We start from the raw sequence: 22,018 nt of genomic DNA on the forward strand, positions 1-22,018 counted from the left end.
ATACAGCCAATGGTTACTACAAATGCCGGCTAATTTATCAGTACCAGCAAGGGGCCTTTAATCTCTATCTGCGCGTGCTTCTGTGCCAGTTTGCGTATCTGCTGTTCACTGGTCGTAATACCAGCAGGGAGCTTTTTCAGTACTTGTGCAAGGGGCATGCGCCCACCAGCTTGATGCAACAATGATACCAAATGTGCCGCGATATCTGGTATAACCTGGTACGTTGCCGTTGTGGGCCCTTTTAGATGATTACTTTGAGGCAATGAGGCAAGCCATAGCGAAACTTGAGACTGGCTAAAGCCAAGTGTTTGCCAGAGGGTTTGGTTCTCATTAAATACAACGGCGGCGCTTCTGGGAGTTGCTGTTTGCTGAGTAATTAGTTGTTCCAGGCTTTGTCGCTGGTATTCATGGGTCATCTCATGCCTCCACTATAGGATACTGAAGCAGCCATCCGATCCAGTTTGGGGCTCATTGTACAGGACACGTCATTCGGCCACATCATCCTCTCACCGCGTTTTGCCATTATCCGGTATGGCACAACCCATAATTTTAAAGTCTCCGAGAAAGCAAAATGCTGCGGTATCGGTTGGCTAAAGTCATCATGCGCAGGGTAAATCAGATACATTTCGCCATTCCCACCAAGATATTTTTGTCCGTAGGCAAACATTTGATAGAAGTCAGCTTGTGCCAGTCCATAGAGTGATTTTGTCTGCTGGCTGCTATTCACCAGCTTCCATTTTGTATCCATCACCATTTTGGTTTGAACTGGTTTGTGTGATTGAATCAGTAAGTCGGGGCGAAGCTTAAAGCAATCTTTAAGTCCATGCTTTACCAAAGAATAAGTTGCTGCTTGAGGTAAAACTTTGAGGTGAGGTGGTAACTCGTCGGGTAGGGTCTGTGCCACAAAGGATTCAAATACTGCTTCCATAGGGAACAAAAGTGATATCGCTTTAGTGTTTCCCTGCAAAGCACTCGGGCTCATTCCCCTCAGGATCAATTGCGCCCATGCCATTGGCTCGTTGTAATGAGCCATACCACGCTCGAGGCGTAAGTTGTTTATATCACGTTCAATATCCCGGCTAAGTGGAATACCGTCAAACGCAAAGCGCAGTTCGTAAAGCCAGCGTTGATTCTCTGATGACAGCTTTAGACTAAGAAGCTTATCTAGCGCGGAGTGTAAGAGCCGATTGGCTGCACAATCAGGCATGTAGTCATCATAATCGACACAAAACTTATGGCGATTCACCGCGTTATGTCGCAGCTGTGCAGAAAGCATCAACTTGCCCTTCATAAAAGCCAGATTACCTTGCTTGCTCACATAGTCGGAGCGTAAACCCTGTTTAAGCAATTGGCTGACGCTATGCAAAAACTGGTGAATAAAAATCTCAAGCAAAGGTATACGCTGAGCCTGAAGAGTGGCTTGCTGGGTTTGAATATGTCGAAACCCAGGCAGATGGCTTAGCATCGTCAGTAATGTTTGACGTGCATTAGCCGCTGTGAGGTTTTTACCAACCTTGGGCAGTATCTCAAGCTGGAAACCGTGAGGTGTTGAAAGCATCCCCGCGTAGTTTTGCACCTGAAGCAATTTGAAGCCTGAACGAGAGGTGAGTTTGAGGAGCTGGCTCCCTTGATTACTTGCCAGGCTAAGCGCTTCTAAATAATTAAAGACCAGTGGAGGCACCGGTTTTGCGCCAATTGAAGCCGCTTTGTCACTCCCCAGTAGGTCATATTCAAAAACGGAGATAACTTCACCCATGATTTACAGCCTGCTCATCAAGGGGAGTCTGCTGGGGCTGATAAATTGAACGATAAGCCTGTGGAATATTCCAGATCTCTTGATCGAAATCTTTGAGCTCGTAAGCTGTTGATTGCTGATCATGGCGTCGTAAACCATGGTTGTTACCAAAAAGCGTATCGAGATCGTCGGTTTTCTCAATCACGAATTGCAGGTTGTCGTCTTGCTTTTGATTGTCTGCCAGCACCAACCGGATCTTGTTCCAGTCATCGAAAAAGTATTCCTGTAAAAGCGGAATGATCTTTTTCTGGAATGCGATCTTCAATTGTTTAAACGCAGCTTCTTCATCATCGGCATCGAGTGCATTTTTTACCGGCATAAAGAACGCATGCCCCAGCGTATGTTCACGATCGTAAAGAGCCTCGATGCGGCTATTGAGTTTCTCTAACAACGACTCGAGCTCTATGCCTTTCACCTTAGCTCCACTCAGTAAAGAGAGATCGGGCATCATTTCGACAAAGTCAAAGCGACGGCGCAAAGCCGTGTCCATCAGAGCTAAAGAACGGTCCGCTGTATTCATGGCTCCGATGATATCGACATTGGCGGGTACGCTGAAGTGATCACCGCTATAAGCCAGTTGCAGGCTCATTGCATTGGGCATGCCTGCACGCTTGTCAACTTCAATGAGTGAGATCAGTTCACCAAAGATCTTGGATATGTTGCCGCGATTGATCTCATCAATAAAAATGGCGTAGCGATGTCCTGGATCGGCATTCGCACGTTGGCAAAGGCGCATAAAGATACCCGGTTCAATGGGATAAGAGATATTGCCACTCTCATCAGAGCGAGCGCGTATACCTTCAATAAATTCTTCATAGCCGTAAGATTGGTGGAACGTAACCACCGCAAAACGCTGGATGGCTTCGGCAGATTTAGGGCCACGTTTAAGTTCGGCGTAGAGCTCTACCAAATCCTCCACTTGCTCGAGCTGTGAATCAACTAGCAACCATTCGCTGTTATCTGTTTTGTTAAATACGGCAGGCTCACGCCGATTCTTATAATCAACGGTTAACGACTCGGGAACTGTATAGGATTGCAAAGCTGCCCAGGCTGTATTCGATAGGTTGCCATTACGACCGTTTAATAATGCCTTACGTTGAAACCACATATGTTCAATAATTTGGCGAACTTTGGCTCGTTTCCCAAGATCGAGCAGCACCAGCGTTATAACCTGCATCCAATTCAACGATTCAAGGCGAGAATCCAGCCAGGCATCACGATCAGCTGGAACAGCATGAGAAGTGTACTCTTTCATTTTTTGCTGCAACCTGAAGGTTTTGCCAGTGCCAGGGGGGCCAAAGAAGATCACGTTAGTTGGTGAATGTAGGATGATCTTGTTCTCGATGGGCTCACTGCTGGTTATGAATGTAGTGCTCGCTATTTTCTCCTGCTTTTGTTCATTATCGCGTTCACGGAGCAATTCATAGAGATGCCAGATGGCCATATTCACGTAATAAGGATCTGTGTCAGGAGATTGGGCGTGTATGGCTTGTTTCAATTCATAGTTTTTCTGTAACCAATTTCCGGTTAGTGCCAAACCGAGATGGAAGTGCTGATTTAGGAATTCTGCTGCTTTATTAAAAGCATTCTCATCCACAGTACTGGTGTAGTTTTCTGGCGAGAACGCGGCAAAGACGCGATTTCTCAAACTCCAATACATACGCTTGAGAAGTCCGTTTTCTTTAGCTTGTTGTAGTGCATTGCCAACATATTGGTAAGTTTCTTCATCCGGCTGTTGCCGAATTCGTTCAGTTAGTTCTCTAAGCAGTGGCAGGCTTTGCTGATATTCTGCTAAGGATGGAACGCCCTGGCGAATACTTGCAATGCCGTTGTCACGCTCATACCAAAGCTGTTTGACCAGACCATCTGTTGCAGGCTCAGTAAAAGTTGAGGTTTGCTGTAGCAAAGTCGTAAATGCACGGTATCGCTGATACCATTTGGAAGCTGTGTAATTTTTATCTTTCGCGAGGGCATCAATCAATTCACTAATCGTTAGCCTACCTGCTTCGACACTATCTACAAGAGTCATCGTGACTTTTCCTCTGTTGTGGCATTACTTATTCTTTAATTAATATGAGGCATTCTAACTATATTGAGTTAATCGTTGTTACTAGTGCCGATTATATATACAACTATCTGTTAACTCAGCTCTAATTTAAATACAATGTAAGGTTGTAGGGTGAGTGCTGTTATCAACCTCACCCCCTAAAAACCTCTTTCCGATGCCACTCTACAAATCCCTCATACGGGTAATTTTTACGCACCTGCGGCAACGCAATAGTTTTCCCGTCAAAATCCCAGAATAACCTCTCAACGATCCCTCCGCCGTTTACCGCATCCGAGACCAGTACCCGCATATTTTCATCCAGGCCAATCGATCCTTTATCAAAGGCTTTATGGTGAATTGCGCAAAGCGCCAGGCCATTAGGGATTTCACAAGGGCCACCGTGCTGTTTCCATTTTATATGTGCTGCTTCCAGCGCGACGGTGGTGTCATCGTGGCGCATATTAAAGCCACATATCGCGCACTGGTAGTTATAAGCGCGTAATACATTTTTGCGAAATAACGGGTCGCGTTGTTTACGGATTTGCTGGAGGTCAAAACCCAATTCGTCAGCAATTTCCTCCTGAATACTCTCGGTAAAATGCGCTTCGAGTATCTGTTGCGCCAGGGTATTGATGAGTTTTTTATTGCCAGTTACCAGGGCATAGTGCTGTTCATCGAAACCGCCTGCAACGCGGTGTTCGGTCAGTTCCTTCACTGGCGGTTGTCGGCTGCTACCTGCTGTTGAGCAAAGCTCGGCATTGTGTAATTGCCAGAATCCGTCGCCTTGTAATCGCCAGAACGGCATATCAGGTCGGTACTGCGAACGCTGTGGCCCGAAACGTTCCAGTAAACTGTGTAGAGGTTCGTAGATTTCCGAGCCATAATCGAAAAGGCGCGGATGCCCATGCTGGTAGCCAGCCAATACGTATAGCAGTAACAGAGGCTTATGCGGCGCGCGCTGTTCACCCTTGTGCCAAATTTTTATGTTGGCAATTGCCTGCTGTAGCGATTTACTGGAAACCATTGATTTCCCTGGCAGTGAAATAATTGAGATCATGCTCGCAAATTTTCTGCTGGGAAGGGAAGCGTTTTTTGCGTTTTGGAAGCTATGCCGGTTAGCTACAATCCCCGAATGGCGAGTCAATGAAATTCTGCCTAGAACCACACTTGAAGCTCCTGCTGAGATCGTCCCTATGCGTCAGCTTTTACGCCGAATGCTAAGCGCCTCTTTAAGGGGTATCTGATGATTCCGATGACATCAGCCGGAATGAAAAAGAAATTTATTGAAGCAGGTGCTCTTCCCCCACTGGGGAAGAGCATATGTGAATGGCGTTCTGTCAGCTTCTCAGCGGATTATTAACCTTTGCATATTCAAACGGACTGATACCTTTCTCTCTGTTCACATCCAGATAATCCGCCCACCACTGTAGCATCAGTCGCCGTTCTTCCAGATGTTCTGCTTTATGGATATACGCGGCCCGCACTAAATTGCGTTCCATGTGGCTCATCTGACGTTCAACAGCATCACGAGACCACAAACCAGCTTCGATCAATGAACTACAGGCCATTGTCCGAAAGCCATGATCGCAGACCTCAACTTTTGTGGTATACCCCATCACTCGTGGCACACTGTTTACCGTATTCTCACTTATAGGCTTGAGCGAATCGTGATCACCAATAAATAACAGTTCATGCGACCCGCAAAACTGTTTTATCTGCTTAAAAATTGCAAGAGTTTACTTTGAAAGCGGCACCAGATGCGGTGTACGCATCTTTGAACCTCGCTGAGAATGTTTCACGCCGGGAATAGGTTCTCGCTCAGGCGGGATGGTCCACATTGACGTTTCAAAATCGATCTCTGACCAGCGAGCAAAACGCAGCTCACTGGATCGAATAAAGATAAGCAGAGTGAGTTCGGTTGCCCAACGGGTTAGCGGCCTGCCGATGTAGTCATCTATTTTCTGGAGTAATTCCGGGATACGCTTTAACTTCAGCGCCGGACGATGCTGTCGATTACTGGAAGCAACCGCCCCCGCCATCTCTTGCGCCGGATTGTAATCAATTAACCCGCTTTGCACTGCATAACGCATGATGGCCGTGGTGCGCTGTTGAAGGCGGGAAGCCACTTCAAGACGTCCGGATTTCTCCACGGCTTTAATTGGAATTAACAGATCGCGGGTGCCCAGTTCAGCAATATTGCGAGAACCAATTGCCGGGAAGATATTGTCCTCCAGGCTCTTTTTTACACGATTAGCATTATCTTCCGACCATTTTTGGTTGGTTACGAGCCACTCTCTGGCAACCTTCTCGAAAGTAATAATCTCTTTCGCCTGCTCTTCTTTCGCAGCACGTTTATGCTCACGAGGATCGATAGCAGCAGCTACCAGCTTTCTGGCTTCTTCCCTTTTCTTCCTGGCATCCGCCAGAGAAATTTCAGGATAGACACCGAACGCCATCAAATGTTGTTTACCGCCAAAACGGAAACGAAATCGCCAATACTTTGACCCGCCAGGTTTTACAAGTAAGGACATACCGTCGCCGTCAACAAGTGAATACTCTTTCTCCTCTGGTTTCGCAGAGCGAACTTTAGTATCCGTTAGGGCCATAATGGTCTTCCTTCCATTGGTATCTCGTGAGTATACAAGCAATATCGAATCGGCAAATATACTCATTAGTATACTCACAAGCCTGTTGATGTGGGTTGAGTCAGGTTGGCTTCAGTCGAGGAGAAAAGCTGGAAAAGCCTTGTGTAGCGCGGATTTCAGGCATAAAAAAAGACCTCAATTGAGGTCTATTTACATACTTTTGGTGCCGAAGGCCGGACTCGAACCGGCACGTATTTCTACGGTTGATTTTGAATCAACTGCGTCTACCGATTTCGCCACTTCGGCACTGAAGAGGTATGCGGAAAACGTTGTGGATTATACCTGTCACGCGCCACCATGCAAGCGCCAGCTTGCTCCCACCTCGCTAAGTGCTGAAATTTTCAGCATTACATACCGCGATGTGTAACCTTTGTCACACTCCAGGCACCCCGCCCTGCCATGCTCTACACTTCCCAGACAACACCAGAGAAGGACAAAAATATGTCGATGATAAAAAGCTATGCCGCAAAAGAGGCTGGCGGCGAACTGGAAGTTTATGAGTACGATCCCGGTGAACTGAAGCCACAAGATGTCGAAGTGCAGGTGGATTACTGCGGGATCTGCCATTCCGATCTGTCGATGATCGACAACGAATGGGGATTTTCACAATATCCGCTGGTTGCCGGGCATGAGGTGATTGGTCGCGTGGTGGCGCTCGGGATCGCCGCGCAGGATAAAGGTTTGCAGGTCGGTCAGCGTGTCGGGATTGGCTGGACGGCGCGTAGCTGTGGTCACTGCGACGCCTGTATTAGCGGTAATCAGATCAACTGTGAGCAAGGCGCGGTGCCGACGATTATGAATCGCGGCGGCTTTGCTGAGAAGTTGCGTGCGGACTGGCAATGGGTAATCCCACTGCCGGAAAATATTGATATCGAATCTGCCGGGCCGCTGTTGTGCGGCGGTATCACGGTCTTTAAACCACTGTTGATGCACCATATCACTGCCACCAGCCGCGTTGGGGTAATTGGTATTGGCGGGCTGGGGCATATCGCTATAAAACTTCTGCACGCAATGGGATGCGAGGTGACAGCCTTTAGTTCTAATCCGGCGAAAGAGCAGGAAGTGCTGGCGATGGGTGCCGATAAAGTGGTGAATAGCCGCGATCCGCAGGCTCTGAAAGCACTGGCGGGACAGTTCGATCTCATTATCAATACCGTGAACGTCAGCCTCGACTGGCAGCCCTATTTTGAGGCGCTGACGTATGGCGGTAATTTCCACACCGTCGGTGCGGTTCTCACGCCGTTGCCGGTTCCGGCCTTTACGCTGATTGCGGGCGATCGTAGTGTCTCTGGCTCTGCTACCGGCACGCCTTATGAGTTGCGTAAGCTGATGCGCTTTGCCGCCCGCAGCAAGGTTGCGCCGACCACCGAACTGTTCCCAATGTCGAAAATTAACGACGCCATTCAGCATGTACGCGATGGTAAAGCGCGCTACCGAGTGGTCCTGAAAGCCGACTTCTGATCCCTTTGCCGGGTGCCTGTCGCCCGGCTTTTAAATCTCTTTGGAAGGCGTCTCGCAATCTGCTGAATTTAGCGGTGAAGAGTGCGCAGCCGTTGCCTATACTCCAGGCAGGAAACTGGAGGATATCTCATGAGCGAACCCCTGTTAATTGCCCGTACGCCGGACACAGAACTGTTTTTACTGCCGGGAATGGCTAACCGTCACGGGCTGATTACTGGCGCAACGGGGACGGGTAAAACCGTTACGCTGCAAAAACTGGCAGAGTCATTGTCGGAAATCGGTGTTCCGGTGTTTATGGCCGATGTGAAAGGTGATTTAACGGGAGTAGCGGAGGAAGGTACATCTTCGGAAAAACTGCTCGCAAGGCTTAAAAATATCGGCGTCAATGACTGGCAACCACATGCTAATCCGGTGGTGGTGTGGGATATCTTTGGTGAGAAAGGCCATCCGGTGCGGGCGACGCTTTCAGACCTGGGGCCGCTGTTGCTGGCGCGACTGTTGAATCTCAACGATGTGCAATCTGGCGTGCTGGATATCATCTTCCGCATTGCTGATGATCAGGGGCTGTTACTGCTCGACTTTAAAGATTTGCGGGCGATTACCCAGTACATCGGCGATAACGCCAAATCCTTCCAGAATCAGTACGGTAATATCAGTAGCGCATCGGTTGGTGCCATCCAGCGCGGGCTGTTGTCGCTGGAACAACAAGGCGCAGCACACTTTTTTGGCGAGCCGATGTTGGATATCAAAGACTGGATGCGCACCGATGCCAACGGTAAAGGCGTTATTAATATCCTCAGCGCCGAAAAGCTTTATCAGATGCCGAAACTGTATGCAGCCAGCCTGCTGTGGATGCTTTCAGAGTTGTATGAACAATTGCCGGAAGCGGGCGATCTGGAGAAACCAAAACTGGTGTTTTTCTTCGACGAAGCACATCTGCTGTTTAACGATGCGCCACAGGTACTGCTGGATAAGATTGAGCAGGTGATAAGGCTTATTCGCTCAAAAGGCGTGGGCGTCTGGTTCGTTTCGCAAAACCCGTCGGATATCCCGGATAATGTGCTCGGCCAGCTAGGTAATCGCGTTCAACATGCTTTGCGGGCTTTTACGCCCAAAGATCAGAAAGCGGTAAAAGCTGCGGCGCAAACCATGCGGGCCAATCCGGCGTTTGATACCGAAAAGGCGATTCAGGAACTGGGGACCGGCGAGGCGTTAATCTCGTTTCTCGATGCGAAAGGAAGTCCTTCAGTGGTGGAACGGGCGATGGTGATTGCCCCCTGTTCACGAATGGGGCCAGTGACGGAAGATGAGCGTAATGGCCTGATTAATCACTCCCCGGTGTATGGCAAATATGAAGATGAGGTGGACCGCGAGTCCGCCTATGAGATGCTGCAAAAAGGTGTGCAGGCCAGTACCGAGCAGCAAAATAATCCCCCCACGAAAGGGAAAGAGGTCGCGGTGGATGACGGCATTCTTGGTGGATTGAAGGATATTTTGTTTGGCAGCACCGGGCCGCGCGGCGGTAAACGCGACGGCGTGGTACAAACAATGGCGAAAAGCGCCGCCCGCCAGGTGACGAATCAGATTGTGCGTGGGATGTTGGGGAGTTTGCTGGGGGGGAGAAGGCGGTAAGTTTTGTGCAGTTTGCCTTTGCCTGATGCGACGTTTGTCGCATCAGGTCTACAACGACACAACCGTGGGCCGGATAAGGCGCCCGCTCGCGCCGCATCCGCTATATTTAGAACAACAGCGCCAGACTACCGACAATCACACCAGACACCGCCACCATCGCACCCGTCAGCCATAAGGCTTTCGCCGGGAACGCTTTACGCAACATTATCAGCGACGGCAAACTTACAGCAGGAAGCGTCATTAACAATGCCAGCGCCGGAGCGGTTCCCATACCTGTCAGCATCATCGTTTGTACAATCGGAATTTCTGCTGCCGTGGGAATGACAAACAAGCATCCCGCTACCGCCATCGCCACCACCCACATCAGGCTGTTATCGACAGCACCATCGGCATGGGGGAATAACCAGACGCGAGCGGCACCCAACGCCAGTACGGCAAGGATATATACCGGGATCGTACTCCAGAAAAGCGTCCATAGCGCCCTACCCCAGCGGCTAAAGAATCCGCCCTGCACTTCCGGCATGTCAATTTCGACTGGCGCCTGCGTTTGCGGTGTCTCACGTACCCATTTTTGCACCAGTGTCGCAATCAACAACACCATCACCAGCCCCGCCACCAGACGAATCGCGGCAAAGCCCCAGCCAAGGACAAATCCCATGAATACCAGCGTCGCCGGGTTTAACAACGGATTCCCCATCCAGAATGCCAGCGCGCCCCCCATCGATACCTGTTGGCGACGCATCCCCGCCGCGACCGGTGCCGCACAGCAGGTACACATCATACCCGGCAGCGAAAACAGCGTCCCCAGCAGCGTCCCGCGAAAGCGCGATTGCCCCAGCGTGCGTAGCAGCCAGTCACGAGGGATCAGCACCTGAATCAACGACCCGAGGATCACCCCCAGCACCGCCGCTTTCCATACCGCGAGGAAATAGACCATCGCGTAGTCCCACGCAGCTTGCCACGGATTAGCATCCGCCTGCGCAAGGATAGATTTACCGATACTGTGAGTTTCGGCGGCAGTAAAGGCTTTACCGTAGTAAGGTTGCCATTTCACATACCAAAGTCCGGCAATGACAACGAGAAAGAAAAGCGCGGGTTTCCACCACTGAATGGGCGTTGCCGCCTGAGATGAAGACTGACCAGTCATAGCATTCCCCAGGAATAAGTTATGATAATTAAGCGCGTGAATATTACGCTCACTATCAATTCTTGGGAATAATTATTCAGCTCTTTTGCGTAATTCTGAAGAGCTTAAAATAGTCACGCCTTCATGCTCAGGCCGCATCGCTTCTGTCAGCATGACCCGCGCCACGTCTCGCGCATCAATGGATTTCCAGTTTCCAGGCAGTAAACGGAATAGCGGCGCAAAAAGCGTTTCGTTCATCCGCTGCTTGCTGCGATCGCCCAGCAACATCGACGGACGGGCAATGGTCAATTTCGGCCAGTTCTGGGCGATTAATGCTTCTTCCATCTCCCCTTTGACGCGGTTATAGAAAAACGGCGAGTGGGGGTTGGCACCCATAGCACTGACTACCAGCATATGCTGAGCACCCAGTCGCCTCCCGGTTAATGCGGTGTCCACCACCAGCGTGTAATCGGCATGAATAAACGCCTCTTTGCTCCCCGCTTCCCGCCGCGTGGTGCCGAGACAACAAAACACAATGTCGATGGGATCGGTGACCTGCGCCAGTGCGTCGGTCAGTTGCGGGTCATGGGGATTAAACACCCCAGGCATATCGCCCAACGGGCGTCGCGTCGGCGCGGCTATGGCGTTAACTTTCGGTTCATTAATCAACATCCGCAGCAGGTGACCACCCACCAGCCCCGTTGCGCCTGTAATCAGTACCTGACTCATCTTCGCTCCTTTACAGAATTGTCTGCCTTGCGCTCCCCGGCTCATGCACCAGGCTTAATAGTCTACGAGGTAATTATCCCCGATCGTGAGAAATTCGCCTCATCCAATGCAACAACGCGGAGGAAACATGAGTAAGAAGATTGCCGTTTTAATCACTGATGAATTTGAGGATTCAGAATTTACTTCACCCGCAGACGAGTTCCGTAAAGCCGGACACGAAGTGATTACCATTGAAAAACAAGCGGGTAAAACGGTGAAAGGCAAAAAAGGAGAAGCCAGCGTGACTATCGATAAATCCATCGATGAAGTGACGCCAGCAGAATTTGATGCCCTGCTGCTACCAGGCGGTCATTCACCAGATTATCTGCGTGGCGACAACCGTTTTGTCACCTTTACCCGTGATTTTGTGAATAGCGGCAAACCGGTGTTTGCCATTTGCCACGGCCCGCAGCTGCTGATCAGCGCCGATGTGATTCGGGGACGCAAACTGACCGCGGTTAAACCGATTGTGATTGATGTTAAAAACGCGGGTGCGGAATTTTACGATCAGGAAGTCGTGGTCGATAAAGATCAGCTGGTTACCAGTCGGACACCGGACGATTTGCCCGCGTTTAACCGCGAGGCGTTACGCCTGCTCGGTGCCTGAGCTACGTAGCCAAATCATTTTTTTACCAAAGCCCAGCGTGTTGTCAGTGAATTTGATTTCATCGAGCCGGATTTCCCACACCGGGGCCGACAGCATTCTGGCAACCGGAAAGCGGCGATTATACGCCTTGCGTGCGAGGTCGCTTTCCTCACCTTCCAGTCTGCGGATCTCACCTTTAAACTGCACGCCGCGAATTAATGCTACCGTTTTCGGCTGACCGTTTACCGTTCCGGCAACTGCCGCCTGCGGCCCACTCATCTGCGCGTGACGCGTTTTTTCCTCCGTCAAAATGTAGAAGGCAACTTTCTGCGCATCAAAAAGATAAAAGGCATTGGCGCACCACAGTTCCCCTTCCTGCTGCACACACAAGGTGACAACATGTTGTTTTGCCAGCCAACGGCTGATGGCGGTGAGTGTTTCCATTGCTGTTCTCTTTTATACTGTGGGCCTGACCTTAACATGCGACGCAGACGATGACACCCTGGTTTCTTTACTTGATCCGTACCGCCGACAATAAGCTTTATACCGGGATCACCACGGATGTCGAACGCCGCTATCAGCAACATCAAAGCGGCAAAGGCGCAAAAGCACTGCGTGGGAAAGGTGAACTGACGCTGGCATTTTCCGCGCCAGTGGGCGACCGTTCGCTGGCACTACGGGCGGAATATCGCGTTAAACAACTGACCAAACGGCAAAAAGAACGTCTGGTAGCGGAAGGCTCAGGGTTTGCAGAGCTGATAAGCAGCCTGCAAACCCCGGAGATTAAAAGCGATTGAAGTGTTCGTGATACTCAACCAAACCGGTTACGCCATTCAGCGCATCATCCGCTAAACGATGTACCTGGAAGGCGCTTTCAGTGCCCGGCCAGCGGCAACGCAGATCGTGATGTGCCGCCAGTTCAAAGCCGAAACGACTGTACAGCGCCGGATCGCCCAGCGTCACCACTGCGGCATAGCCGAACTCATTAAGCGAATCGAGTCCTTCATAAACCAGTTGGCGTGCCAGCCCCTGTCCACGGTATTTTTCATCTACCGCCAGCGGAGCCATGCCGACCCATTGCAGGTCTTCGCCTTGCACATCTACCGGACTGAATGCCACGTAGCCAATGACCTGACCTTCGTCATCTGTCGCCACCAGCCCCAGCGTCAGAAAGCCATCTTCACGCAGATCGTGAACCAGCTTCGCTTCCGCATCACTTTCGAATGAACGACGCAGCAGGGCATCAATACCCGGCGCATCAATGGGAATTTCTACTCGAATTAGCATGGTTCACCTACCGATGTCTGTTTGGTTTCAGGCGCGGTTTTCATTCCCGCCTCAACAAAATCCGCCAGTTGCAGCAGCATCATACGTAAGGCTTTCGGCATTTGCTCCAGTTCAATGGCGTCCATCAGGTTTTTCACATACAGCCCCAGCTCCGTATCGCCTTCAATCACCAGCCGACGCTGGAAGAAGAGCGTATCCGGATCCTGTTTACGCGCCGCAATCATCAGCAGATCGCTGGCGTCGGCACTAAAACTCACATCAGCTTGCGCGTTCTGGCTAACGACCAGTTTGCCATTCACCACCGAGGTAAACCATTGCAGGTCAATATCACGCACATGAATACTTAACCAGCGGCCTTCAAGAAACTCCAGCTCGCCATCATCCAGCGCCTGACGGAATTGCCAGCTTAAGACCTGCTCAAGAACCTGGCGTTTTAGGGCAAATGGCGTCAGTTTTACCGGTACACTCAACAGAGATGGCCCCAAATGCACAATACGGGAACGCAGTTTATCCAACACGAGTTTTACTCCCTGTTTCAACAATCATCCTATTTTGCCATATCAGAAAAATAACATAGCGGTATAAATCAACAATTCCATATGAAATTGCTGCTACCACCAATACAACTTTAACTGCCTTAAATCAAAAATTGTCGCAGCAAGGTTAACTAAAATCCCAGTTCGTTAACATTTTTGCGCTTTGATAGCGCACCCTTCAGGAAAAATTATGGAGCTGCTCTGCCCTGCCGGAAATCTCCCGGCGCTTAAGGCGGCCATCGAAAACGGCGCAGATGCTGTTTATATCGGGCTAAAAGATGATACCAATGCCCGTCACTTCGCCGGCCTTAACTTTACCGAGAAAAAATTGCAGGAAGCGGTGAGTTTTGTCCATCAACATCGCCGCAAACTTCACATCGCGATTAACACTTTTGCGCATCCGGACGGTTACGCCCGCTGGCAGCGCGCCGTGGATATGGCGGCGCAGCTGGGTGCCGACGCGCTGATCCTCGCCGACCTCGCCATGCTGGAATACGCCGCCGAGCGATACCCGCATATTGAACGCCACGTATCAGTGCAGGCTTCGGCGACCAATGAAGAGGCGATTAACTTTTATCATCGCCATTTTGACGTTGCCCGCGTGGTGCTGCCGCGCGTGTTGTCGATTCATCAGGTGAAACAGCTGGCACGGGTCACACCTGTACCACTGGAAGTCTTTGCTTTCGGCAGCCTATGCATTATGTCGGAAGGTCGTTGCTATCTGTCGTCGTATCTGACGGGTGAGTCGCCCAACACCGTGGGGGCATGTTCTCCGGCCCGTTTCGTGCGCTGGCAGCAAACGCCGCAGGGGCTGGAATCCCGCCTGAACGAAGTGCTGATCGACCGTTATCAGGACGGCGAAAACGCAGGTTATCCGACGCTGTGTAAAGGGCGTTATCTGGTGGACGGCGAGCGCTATCATGCGCTGGAAGAACCAACCAGTCTCAATACCCTTGAGCTACTGCCGGAGTTAATGGCAGCGAATATCGCTTCGGTGAAAATTGAAGGCCGCCAGCGTAGCCCTGCGTATGTCAGCCAGGTAGCGAAAGTCTGGCGTCAGGCTATCGACCGTTGTAAGGCCGATCCGCAAAACTTCGTGCCGCAAAGCGCGTGGATGGAGACGCTCGGGTCGATGTCCGAAGGCACGCAAACCACTCTTGGCGCGTATCACCGTAAATGGCAGTGAGAAAAGTAATGAAATATTCCTTAGGGCCGGTGCTGTGGTACTGGCCAAAAGAGACGCTGGAAGATTTTTATCAGCAGGCCGCCGCCAGCAGCGCCGACGTGATTTATCTCGGTGAAGCGGTCTGTAGCAAACGCCGGGCAACCAAAGTTGGCGACTGGCTGGAGATGGCAAAATCGCTCGCCGGAAGTGGCAAGCAGATTGTGCTCTCCACGCTGGCGCTGGTGCAGGCATCCTCCGAACTGGGCGAACTGAAACGCTATGTTGAGAACGGTGAGTTTCTGATTGAAGCCAGCGATCTCGGCGTGGTGAATATGTGCGCTGAGCGCAAACTGCCGTTCGTCGCCGGACACGCGCTGAACTGCTACAACGCGGTGACGCTGAAAATATTGCTCAAACAGGGCATGATGCGCTGGTGTATGCCGGTGGAGCTTTCCCGCGACTGGCTGGTGAATCTGCTTAATCAGTGCGATGAGCTGGGCATTCGCAACCAGTTTGAAGTGGAAGTCTTGAGCTACGGTCATCTGCCGCTGGCCTACTCCGCCCGCTGCTTTACCGCGCGTTCGGAAGACCGCCCGAAAGATGAGTGTGAAACCTGCTGCATTAAGTATCCGAACGGGCGCAACGTGCTGTCGCAGGAAAACCAACAAGTGTTTGTGCTCAATGGCATTCAGACCATGAGCGGCTACGTGTACAACCTCGGTAACGAGCTGGCATCCATGCAGGGGCTGGTTGATGTGGTCCGCCTGTCACCGCAGGGTACTGACACTTTCGCTATGCTCGACGCCTTCCGCGCTAATGAAAATGGTGCTGCACCACTCCCGTTGACGGCAAACAGCGACTGTAACGGCTACTGGAGACGGCTGGCTGGGCTGGAACTGCAAGCCTAAGCAAATAGCTCACTTTGTTAACAACTTTAACTACCCTTTAATGCAGTATTAAAGATTAATCGGTAACAAAGTGAGCTGTTATGACTGATAAAACCATTGCGTTTTCGCTACTCGATCTGGCCCCCATCCCCGAAGGTTCTTCAGCGCGAGAAGCGTTCTCCCACTCTCTCGACCTCGCCCGTCTGGCTGAAAAGCGCGGCTATCATCGCTACTGGCTGGCGGAACACCACAATATGACCGGCATTGCCAGTGCTGCAACATCAGTATTGATTGGCTATCTGGCGGCAAATACCACCACGCTGCATCTGGGGTCTGGCGGCGTGATGTTACCAAACCACTCACCGTTGGTGATTGCCGAACAGTTCGGTACGCTCAATACGCTCTATCCGGGGCGAATCGATTTGGGGCTGGGTCGTGCGCCAGGTAGTGACCAACGGACAATGATGGCACTACGTCGCCATATGAGCGGCGATATTGATAATTTCCCCCGCGATGTCGCGGAACTGGTGGACTGGTTTGACGCCCGCGATCCCAATCCGCATGTGCGCCCAGTACCGGGCTATGGCGAGAAAATCCCCGTGTGGTTGTTAGGCTCCAGCCTTTACAGCGCGCAACTGGCGGCGCAGCTTGGTCTGCCGTTTGCGTTTGCCTCACACTTCGCGCCGGATATGTTGTTCCAGGCGCTGCATCTTTATCGCAGCAACTTCAAACCGTCGGCACGGTTGGAGAAACCGTATGCGATGGTGTGCATCAATATTATCGCCGCCGACAGCAACCGCGACGCCGAATTCCTGTTTACCTCGATGCAGCAAGCCTTTGTGAAGCTGCGCCGCGGTGAAACCGGGCAACTGCCGCCACCGATTCAAAATATGGATCAGTTCTGGTCACCGTCTGAGCAGTATGGCGTGCAACAGGCGCTGAGTATGTCGCTGGTGGGTGATAAAGCGAAAGTGCGCCATGGCTTGCAGTCGATCCTGCGCGAAACCGACGCGGATGAGATTATGGTTAACGGGCAGATTTTCGATCACCAGGCGCGCCTGCATTCGTTTGAGCTGGCGATGGATGTTAAGGAAGAGTTACTGGGGTAATTTTATAACGCCGGTTTTCAACAGAAATGATTGGCAATCGGCGATTTTTTTCGAAGTAATCATAGCCGGGCTTCAACATAAGCCAGAAATTATATTCCGGCCATGCCTGCGCCTGGCGCATATTTTCGTCGTTCATCGCAAACGGGAAGATATGCACCGGCACGCTCTTCTGCCCGCTCTTTAGCGCCTGAGCCACCCGTTGATAAATCTCTTCAATACCAGCATCGGTCATGGCATAGCAGCCCGCCGAAACACAATTCCCGTGAACCATTATGAAATCACCGGTATAGCCGTTTGCCCGATCGTAAGCATTCGGGTAACCAATATTAAATGCCAGATGATAGCGGCTGTTTGGGTTAAGTAACCCTTTGTTGGTGGCATAAAAACCTTCCGGGCTTTTACCATCCCCCTGTTTGTGCTTTGGCCCTAAGCCACCAGACCACGCGCATATAGTCCAGGTTTTGTAGAGTTCGTAAGGCTTGTTATTGGCGCTTGCCCACAGTTCCAGCTTATCTTCCGCTTTAAGAATGCGGATAAATAGCTGGTCGCCGGGGTGAATCACCTTTGAAGGTTGCACAACCGGAGAATGTGAGACGGGTTTTTCGAGCGGCAGAAAAACGCTTTTTTCGTTCGGGACAGGCCAGAAAAAGTGAACACCCAATGCGATAACAACTGCAAACAACAGTATATACAACAATCCATTACGAAACATTTTCACGCATCCTGCGCCAGAGGTGGGCTATTTTTCGCCATTATAGAGAGACGTTTTACGTCTGTCGCTGATAGTTTGCAGGCTAATGATGTACCTGCTGTTTTACGTCAGGCAAAAGATCAGTGGTTTTCCCATGCCGCAATTTCGTTTTTTTCTAATAACGAAATGTGATCTATCTCGCCTGAATTCGTGACTTTAGCCTTGTTTATTACGCTTAGGGTAATTACGTTACCCGGAGCGTAATTGTTCTGTGATTTCTTCAATGCTACTTTTTGCTCGTGTTATTAATTTTTTAGTATACACAAGCAAAGGAAATAGCCATGTATTCCACTGACAGTAATGCACAATGGATCGGTGAGTGCCTGTTAAAAGCTATATTAATGGAGGTTTGCGCCTGGCCTAAACCAGGACTGGTCACTCCCCTTTCTCAGGGTGCGCATACTGATATGGATATTTGGTTATTTATTACCAGTTCATCTACCATTGCCCCCTGTTTTACCCTTTGTGCTATAGCAGGCGAAAACCATAACGGTGAATTAACAGAATTATTTCCCGTTATCAGGAAAATTGGTATTCAGTATGAAAATAAATTGCTTAACGCTACGCAGCAAATTAATACCCAGCGTGGCATTTTATTTTCTTCTGCTCTTCTTGCCGCTGTCGCTGGTTGGCTTTCTGCCCAAAAGCAGCCTCTGACTTATTGCGCCTTAAGTCAGAACATCAGCACGCTTTGCCAAAATCTCTGTCGCAATGATTTTGCTCAACTCAATCAACGGGCAGCTAAAACGCAAGGCGAAAAACTCTATTCTGAGTTTGGCATTACCGGAATTCGTGGTGAGGCAGAACACGGTTTTCCTCTGGTATGCAACATTGCTCTTCCGGCTTTACATCAGGCATTAGCGCATCAACTGAGTTGGCGCGAGTCGCTTATTCATACTCTGCTGGCGTTGATGGCTTGTTGTGAAGATACCACTGTTTTGTCACGTGGTGGACAAAAGGCACTGAGAGAAATGCAGTCCAGGGCGCAACGACTTGTTGATCAGGGCGGCATGTTACAACCGGATATCGGCAAGAAACTGACTGACTTTAACCAATGGTGTGTGGATAACTGGATAAGCCCCGGCGGTTGTGCCGATTTACTGGCGCTAACTTTGGCTATGTATTTTCTATGCCAGGGTGATAAACACTTAATACAGGAAAATATATGAGTATTTATCTCTATACATTATTTACCTACGGCTTAACCATTCTAATCTCTTTTGCGGTGGTGGGCATTATTGTTGGGGTAAATAAGCTAATGAATAAGTTAAATATTACCGACGACTAATAAACAAATCGCCTTTCTAGCAACACCAGGGATTCATTCTATGGATATTTTCGTTAAGCTTTTTTCGGGGATCGGCACATTTTTTGTTGAAGATCCTAAAATAGCAATCGCTCGTTTATTATTAATAATTCTTGGATTCATTCTGGCATGGATGGGATTTCGCCGGAAACTTGAACCTTTAATTATGGTGCCAATGGGATTAGGCATGATCGCTGTTAATGCTGGTGTTCTGTTTCTTGCTGGCGGGCAAACTGGCACTTTAATCCTTGATCCGATGGTGAGTGATCCCACGGAGCTGGTTAATCTGATGCAGATAAACTTTCTGCAACCGGTTTATAACTTTACATTCAGTAACGGCCTCATTGCCTGTATCGTTTTCTTTGGCATTGGTGCCATGAGTGATATCAGCTTCATTCTGCTACGCCCCTGGGCAAGCATCATTGTTGCTCTGTTCGCCGAAGCAGGAACATTTGCCGCACTGTTACTCGGGATCGAGGTCTTTGGCTTACCCGCCAATGAAGCGGCGTCAATTGCCACCATTGGCGGTGCGGATGGCCCCATGGTGCTGTTTGCCTCGCTGATCCTCGCGCCAAATCTTTTTGTACCAATTGCCATTATTGCCTACCTCTACCTGAGTTTGACCTACGCTGGCTATCCGTATCTGGTGCGTCTGATGGTGCCGAAAAAGTATCGTGGCATGGAAGTGGATATCGACTATCCGACGGTTTCAAAAAAGGCAAAGTTCATCTTTACCATCTGTGCCTGCTTGTTGTTATGCCTGCTATTACCTGTTGCCGCGCCGCTGATCCTCTCTTTCTTCCTCGGTATTGCGATTAAAGAAGCTGAGATCGAGCCGTTCCAGAAACTGCTGGAATCGACAATGACCTATACCGCGACACTGTTTCTTGGGCTGCTGCTCGGTACGCTATGCGAAGCACAGACCATTCTCGATCCTAAAGTTGGCATCATCCTGATCCTCGGTATTGGCGCCCTTGCTATATCTGCAGTCGGCGCGCTACTTGGCGGCTGGTTTATCTGGTTTATCTCCAAAGGTCGCTATAACCCTGCCATTGGTATTGCTGGCGTCTCTTGCCTGCCAACCACAGCCAAAATCGCGCAGAAAGAAGTAAGCCACGAAAACCCCTATGCCGTCATTCTTCCCCTCGCGATGGGAGCGGGTGTCAGCGGGTTGATCGTCTCGGCTATCGCCACGGGGATCTTTATCTCCACGTTATTCCTGCTGAAATAAGGGAGTTATGACATGCTAAAAGAGCACAACTGGCATCAACTCAAAGACGATACGGAGCAGCGGTTGCAGCTAATAAAGCCGTATCTTCGTGAGGGTAAAATTATCGCCGCCAGCGATACCGTTGCCGTAATGGAAGCGATCCTGCGTAGCGGTGACCGGGTAAATATTGAAGGGAATAACCAGAAACAGGCGGATTTTTTAGCGGAATGCTTGTGCAAAGTTGATCCCCAAAAAATCTCCGGTCTGCATATGGTGCAGTCCTCTGTACCCCTTTCGACACACCTTGATCTGTTTGAAAAAGGTATCGCAGAAAAGCTCGATTTTGCCTATGCCGGACCACAAGATGGTCGTCTGGCTAAGCTCATTCAACAGGGCAAAATTAAGCTCGGCGCGATTCATACCTATCTGGAACTGTTCAGCCGCTATTTTGTTGATCTCACTCCTCGCGTGTCGTTCATCACTGCGTTTGAGGCAGATAAAGACGGTAATTTGTATACCGGTTTTAACACGGAAGATACGCCAGTCATCGCCGAGGCAACTCACTTCCGTCAGGGGATCGTCATTGCTCAGGTCAACAAGATTGTCGACAAAGTACCGCGCGTCGATATCCCTGGTGACTGGGTTAATGCCGTGATTGAAGCACCACGCCCTTTCTATGTTGAACCGTTATTCACCCGCGATCCCGCGTTGATCACCGATACCCATGTGTTAATGGCAATGATGGCCCTGAAAGGGATTTATGCCGAGTACGGCGTTGAACGTATCAACCACGGGATCGGTTTTTTCACTGCCGCCATCGAGCTGCTGCTGCCAACTTACGGCGAAGAACTGGGTCTGAAGGGCAAAGTCTGTACCCATATGGTACTCAACCCGCATCCAACCTTAATTCCGGCAATTGAAAGCGGCTGGATTCAGTCTGTGCATTGTTTCGGTGGCGAGTTGGGAATGGAGAAATATGTCGCTGAACGCCCGGATGTGTTCTACATCGGACAGGATGGCACTTTGCGTTCTAACCGCGCCTTCGCCCAGGCTGCCGGACACTATGCGCTGGATATGTTTATCGGCGGCACTCTGCAACTGGATAAATATGGCAACAGCAGTACAGCTACAGCCAGCCGGGTCTCCGGTTTTGGTGGCGCACCAAATATGGGCTGTGATGCTAAAGGTCGCCGTCACACAACCCGTTCATGGCTGAAATGTGGCGAGGAGTTTAATGCCACTCAACAGCAACTCATTGGTGATATGCCACGTGGCAAGCGTCTGGTTGTGCAGATGCAAGAAACCTTCCGCGAGAAACGCCAGCCTGCCTTTGTTGACAAACTCGATGCCTGGCAGCTTGCCGAAAAAGCCGGTCTCGATCTGCCGCCAGTGATGGTTTACGCCGATGACGTCACCCATGTGTTGACCGAAGAAGGTATCGCTTATCTCCATCGTTGTGACGGACTGGAACAGCGGATGGCCGCTATTCGTGCCGTCGCAGGTTATACCGATATTGGTCTGGCAGCCGATCCTGCACAAACCCAGGCATTGCGTGAAAGCGGTATCGTTAAAACACCAGAAGATTTGGGTATTGATCGCCGCCGTGCCACTCGCCAGCTGCTGGCAGCCAAAAGTATCCGCGATTTAGTCGAATGGTCTGGCGGACTCTATAACCCGCCTGCTCGTTTCCGTAACTGGTAAGGGGAA

Annotated in this window: 20 protein-coding genes, 1 tRNA gene and 2 pseudogenes; 11 read left to right on the forward strand and 12 right to left on the reverse strand. The window is 50.4% G+C overall.

Translation table 11 applies throughout. The features are described from left to right. Window positions 1-29 precede the first annotated feature (29 nt). The 4 genes from EFER_RS15640 to EFER_RS15655 form a co-directional block, all read right to left on the reverse strand. Window positions 30-416 (reverse strand): hypothetical protein, encoded by a 387-nt coding sequence (locus tag EFER_RS15640; protein ID WP_000148644.1) that lies wholly within the window; start codon window positions 414-416, stop codon window positions 30-32. Then, window positions 413-1,756: an McrC family protein gene (locus tag EFER_RS15645; RefSeq protein WP_000504874.1), complete on the reverse strand. Its 1,344-nt coding sequence runs from the start codon at window positions 1,754-1,756 to the stop codon at window positions 413-415. The genes EFER_RS15640 and EFER_RS15645 overlap by 4 nt, the downstream gene beginning before the upstream one ends. Next, window positions 1,749-3,824, reverse strand: coding sequence for an McrB family protein (locus EFER_RS15650; RefSeq protein ID WP_000177019.1), 2,076 nt, complete (start codon window positions 3,822-3,824; stop codon window positions 1,749-1,751). Before EFER_RS15650 ends, EFER_RS15645 begins: the two co-directional genes overlap by 8 nt. Before the next feature lie 169 nt (window positions 3,825-3,993). Next, on the reverse strand, window positions 3,994-4,866 hold the full coding sequence (locus EFER_RS15655) for a phosphorothioated DNA-binding restriction endonuclease (RefSeq protein WP_000254911.1): 873 nt from the start codon (window positions 4,864-4,866) through the stop codon (window positions 3,994-3,996). Window positions 4,867-4,901: 35 nt separating this feature from the next. Between EFER_RS15655 and EFER_RS24625 the strand changes: the two are divergent. Further along, window positions 4,902-5,074: pseudogene (locus EFER_RS24625) on the forward strand (McrC family protein); the annotation flags it as partial. Between the two features lie 105 nt (window positions 5,075-5,179). Here EFER_RS24625 and EFER_RS15665 read toward each other — a convergent pair. Together EFER_RS15665 and EFER_RS15670 are read right to left on the reverse strand one after the other, a co-directional pair. Continuing rightward, window positions 5,180-6,448 (reverse strand): annotated as a pseudogene (locus EFER_RS15665) (tyrosine-type recombinase/integrase). A 200-nt stretch (window positions 6,449-6,648) separates the two neighbouring features. Then, a tRNA-Leu gene (locus tag EFER_RS15670) sits at window positions 6,649-6,733 on the reverse strand. 195 nt (window positions 6,734-6,928) lie between these two features. Between EFER_RS15670 and ahr the strand changes: the two genes are divergently transcribed. Continuing rightward, a complete protein-coding gene (gene ahr / locus EFER_RS15675) occupies window positions 6,929-7,948 on the forward strand; it encodes an NADPH-dependent aldehyde reductase Ahr (protein WP_015953755.1) in 1,020 nt (339 codons plus the stop codon). Between the two features lie 129 nt (window positions 7,949-8,077). Continuing rightward, complete coding sequence (locus EFER_RS15680) at window positions 8,078-9,580, forward strand: helicase HerA-like C-terminal domain-containing protein (protein ID WP_015953757.1); 1,503 nt, start codon at window positions 8,078-8,080, stop codon at window positions 9,578-9,580. 106 nt (window positions 9,581-9,686) lie between these two features. On the opposite strand, the gene EFER_RS15685 is transcribed toward EFER_RS15680, so the two are convergent. After that, the gene (locus tag EFER_RS15685) at window positions 9,687-10,727 is read right to left on the reverse strand and encodes a permease (RefSeq protein ID WP_000147641.1); all 1,041 of its coding nucleotides are present in this window, start codon (window positions 10,725-10,727) and stop codon (window positions 9,687-9,689) included. A gap of 72 nt (window positions 10,728-10,799) precedes the next feature. Then, window positions 10,800-11,435, reverse strand: coding sequence for an NAD(P)H-binding protein (locus tag EFER_RS15690; protein WP_002431333.1), 636 nt, complete (start codon window positions 11,433-11,435; stop codon window positions 10,800-10,802). 127 nt (window positions 11,436-11,562) lie between these two features. On the opposite strand from EFER_RS15690, the gene yhbO reads away from it, so the two are divergent. Next, window positions 11,563-12,081: a protein/nucleic acid deglycase gene (gene yhbO / locus EFER_RS15695; protein ID WP_000037614.1), complete on the forward strand. Its 519-nt coding sequence runs from the start codon at window positions 11,563-11,565 to the stop codon at window positions 12,079-12,081. Here yhbO and EFER_RS15700 read toward each other — a convergent pair. Then, window positions 12,061-12,504, reverse strand: a complete 444-nt coding sequence (locus EFER_RS15700; protein WP_000449444.1) for a YhbP family protein — start codon at window positions 12,502-12,504, stop codon at window positions 12,061-12,063. The genes yhbO and EFER_RS15700 overlap by 21 nt on opposite strands. 50 nt (window positions 12,505-12,554) lie before the next feature. Between EFER_RS15700 and yhbQ the strand changes: the two genes are divergently transcribed. Further along, complete coding sequence (yhbQ, locus tag EFER_RS15705; protein ID WP_000189323.1) at window positions 12,555-12,857, forward strand: DNA damage response exodeoxyribonuclease YhbQ; 303 nt, start codon at window positions 12,555-12,557, stop codon at window positions 12,855-12,857. On the opposite strand, the gene EFER_RS15710 is transcribed toward yhbQ, so the two are convergent. Continuing rightward, entirely contained in the window at window positions 12,844-13,347 is a 504-nt protein-coding gene (locus EFER_RS15710) for a GNAT family N-acetyltransferase (protein WP_000908554.1), read from the reverse strand. The genes yhbQ and EFER_RS15710 overlap by 14 nt on opposite strands. Continuing rightward, window positions 13,341-13,865: a ubiquinone anaerobic biosynthesis accessory factor UbiT gene (gene ubiT / locus EFER_RS15715; protein ID WP_001295552.1), complete on the reverse strand. Its 525-nt coding sequence runs from the start codon at window positions 13,863-13,865 to the stop codon at window positions 13,341-13,343. The genes EFER_RS15710 and ubiT overlap by 7 nt, the downstream gene beginning before the upstream one ends. A 208-nt stretch (window positions 13,866-14,073) precedes the next feature. Between ubiT and ubiU the strand changes: the two genes are divergently transcribed. The 3 genes from ubiU (at window position 14,074) to EFER_RS15730 (ending at window position 17,044) form a co-directional block, all read left to right on the forward strand. Next, window positions 14,074-15,069: a ubiquinone anaerobic biosynthesis protein UbiU gene (gene ubiU / locus EFER_RS15720; RefSeq protein WP_000421305.1), complete on the forward strand. Its 996-nt coding sequence runs from the start codon at window positions 14,074-14,076 to the stop codon at window positions 15,067-15,069. Window positions 15,070-15,077: 8 nt separating this feature from the next. Then, window positions 15,078-15,956: a U32 family peptidase gene (locus tag EFER_RS15725; RefSeq protein ID WP_001296442.1), complete on the forward strand. Its 879-nt coding sequence runs from the start codon at window positions 15,078-15,080 to the stop codon at window positions 15,954-15,956. Between the two features lie 80 nt (window positions 15,957-16,036). Then, the gene (locus EFER_RS15730; RefSeq protein WP_000130380.1) at window positions 16,037-17,044 is read left to right on the forward strand and encodes a luciferase-like monooxygenase; all 1,008 of its coding nucleotides are present in this window, start codon (window positions 16,037-16,039) and stop codon (window positions 17,042-17,044) included. On the opposite strand, the gene EFER_RS15735 is transcribed toward EFER_RS15730, so the two are convergent. After that, on the reverse strand, window positions 17,022-17,756 hold the full coding sequence (locus EFER_RS15735; protein WP_000489498.1) for a L,D-transpeptidase family protein: 735 nt from the start codon (window positions 17,754-17,756) through the stop codon (window positions 17,022-17,024). The two genes, EFER_RS15730 and EFER_RS15735, sit on opposite strands and share 23 nt — an antisense overlap. Before the next feature lie 320 nt (window positions 17,757-18,076). On the opposite strand from EFER_RS15735, the gene citG reads away from it, so the two are divergent. The 3 genes from citG (at window position 18,077) to mdcA (ending at window position 22,012) form a co-directional block, all read left to right on the forward strand. Next, window positions 18,077-18,964 (forward strand): triphosphoribosyl-dephospho-CoA synthase CitG, encoded by an 888-nt coding sequence (citG, locus tag EFER_RS15740; protein ID WP_000287498.1) that lies wholly within the window; start codon window positions 18,077-18,079, stop codon window positions 18,962-18,964. Window positions 18,965-19,123: 159 nt separating this feature from the next. Continuing rightward, the gene (madB, locus tag EFER_RS15745; RefSeq protein WP_000350963.1) at window positions 19,124-20,332 is read left to right on the forward strand and encodes a Na+-transporting malonate decarboxylase, carboxybiotin decarboxylase subunit; all 1,209 of its coding nucleotides are present in this window, start codon (window positions 19,124-19,126) and stop codon (window positions 20,330-20,332) included. Window positions 20,333-20,344: 12 nt separating this feature from the next. Then, window positions 20,345-22,012, forward strand: a complete 1,668-nt coding sequence (gene mdcA, locus EFER_RS15750) for a malonate decarboxylase subunit alpha (RefSeq protein ID WP_000910505.1) — start codon at window positions 20,345-20,347, stop codon at window positions 22,010-22,012. Window positions 22,013-22,018 lie beyond the last annotated feature (6 nt).

Source organism: Escherichia fergusonii ATCC 35469 (assembly GCF_000026225.1).
Classification (GTDB): Bacteria; Pseudomonadota; Gammaproteobacteria; order Enterobacterales; family Enterobacteriaceae; genus Escherichia; species Escherichia fergusonii.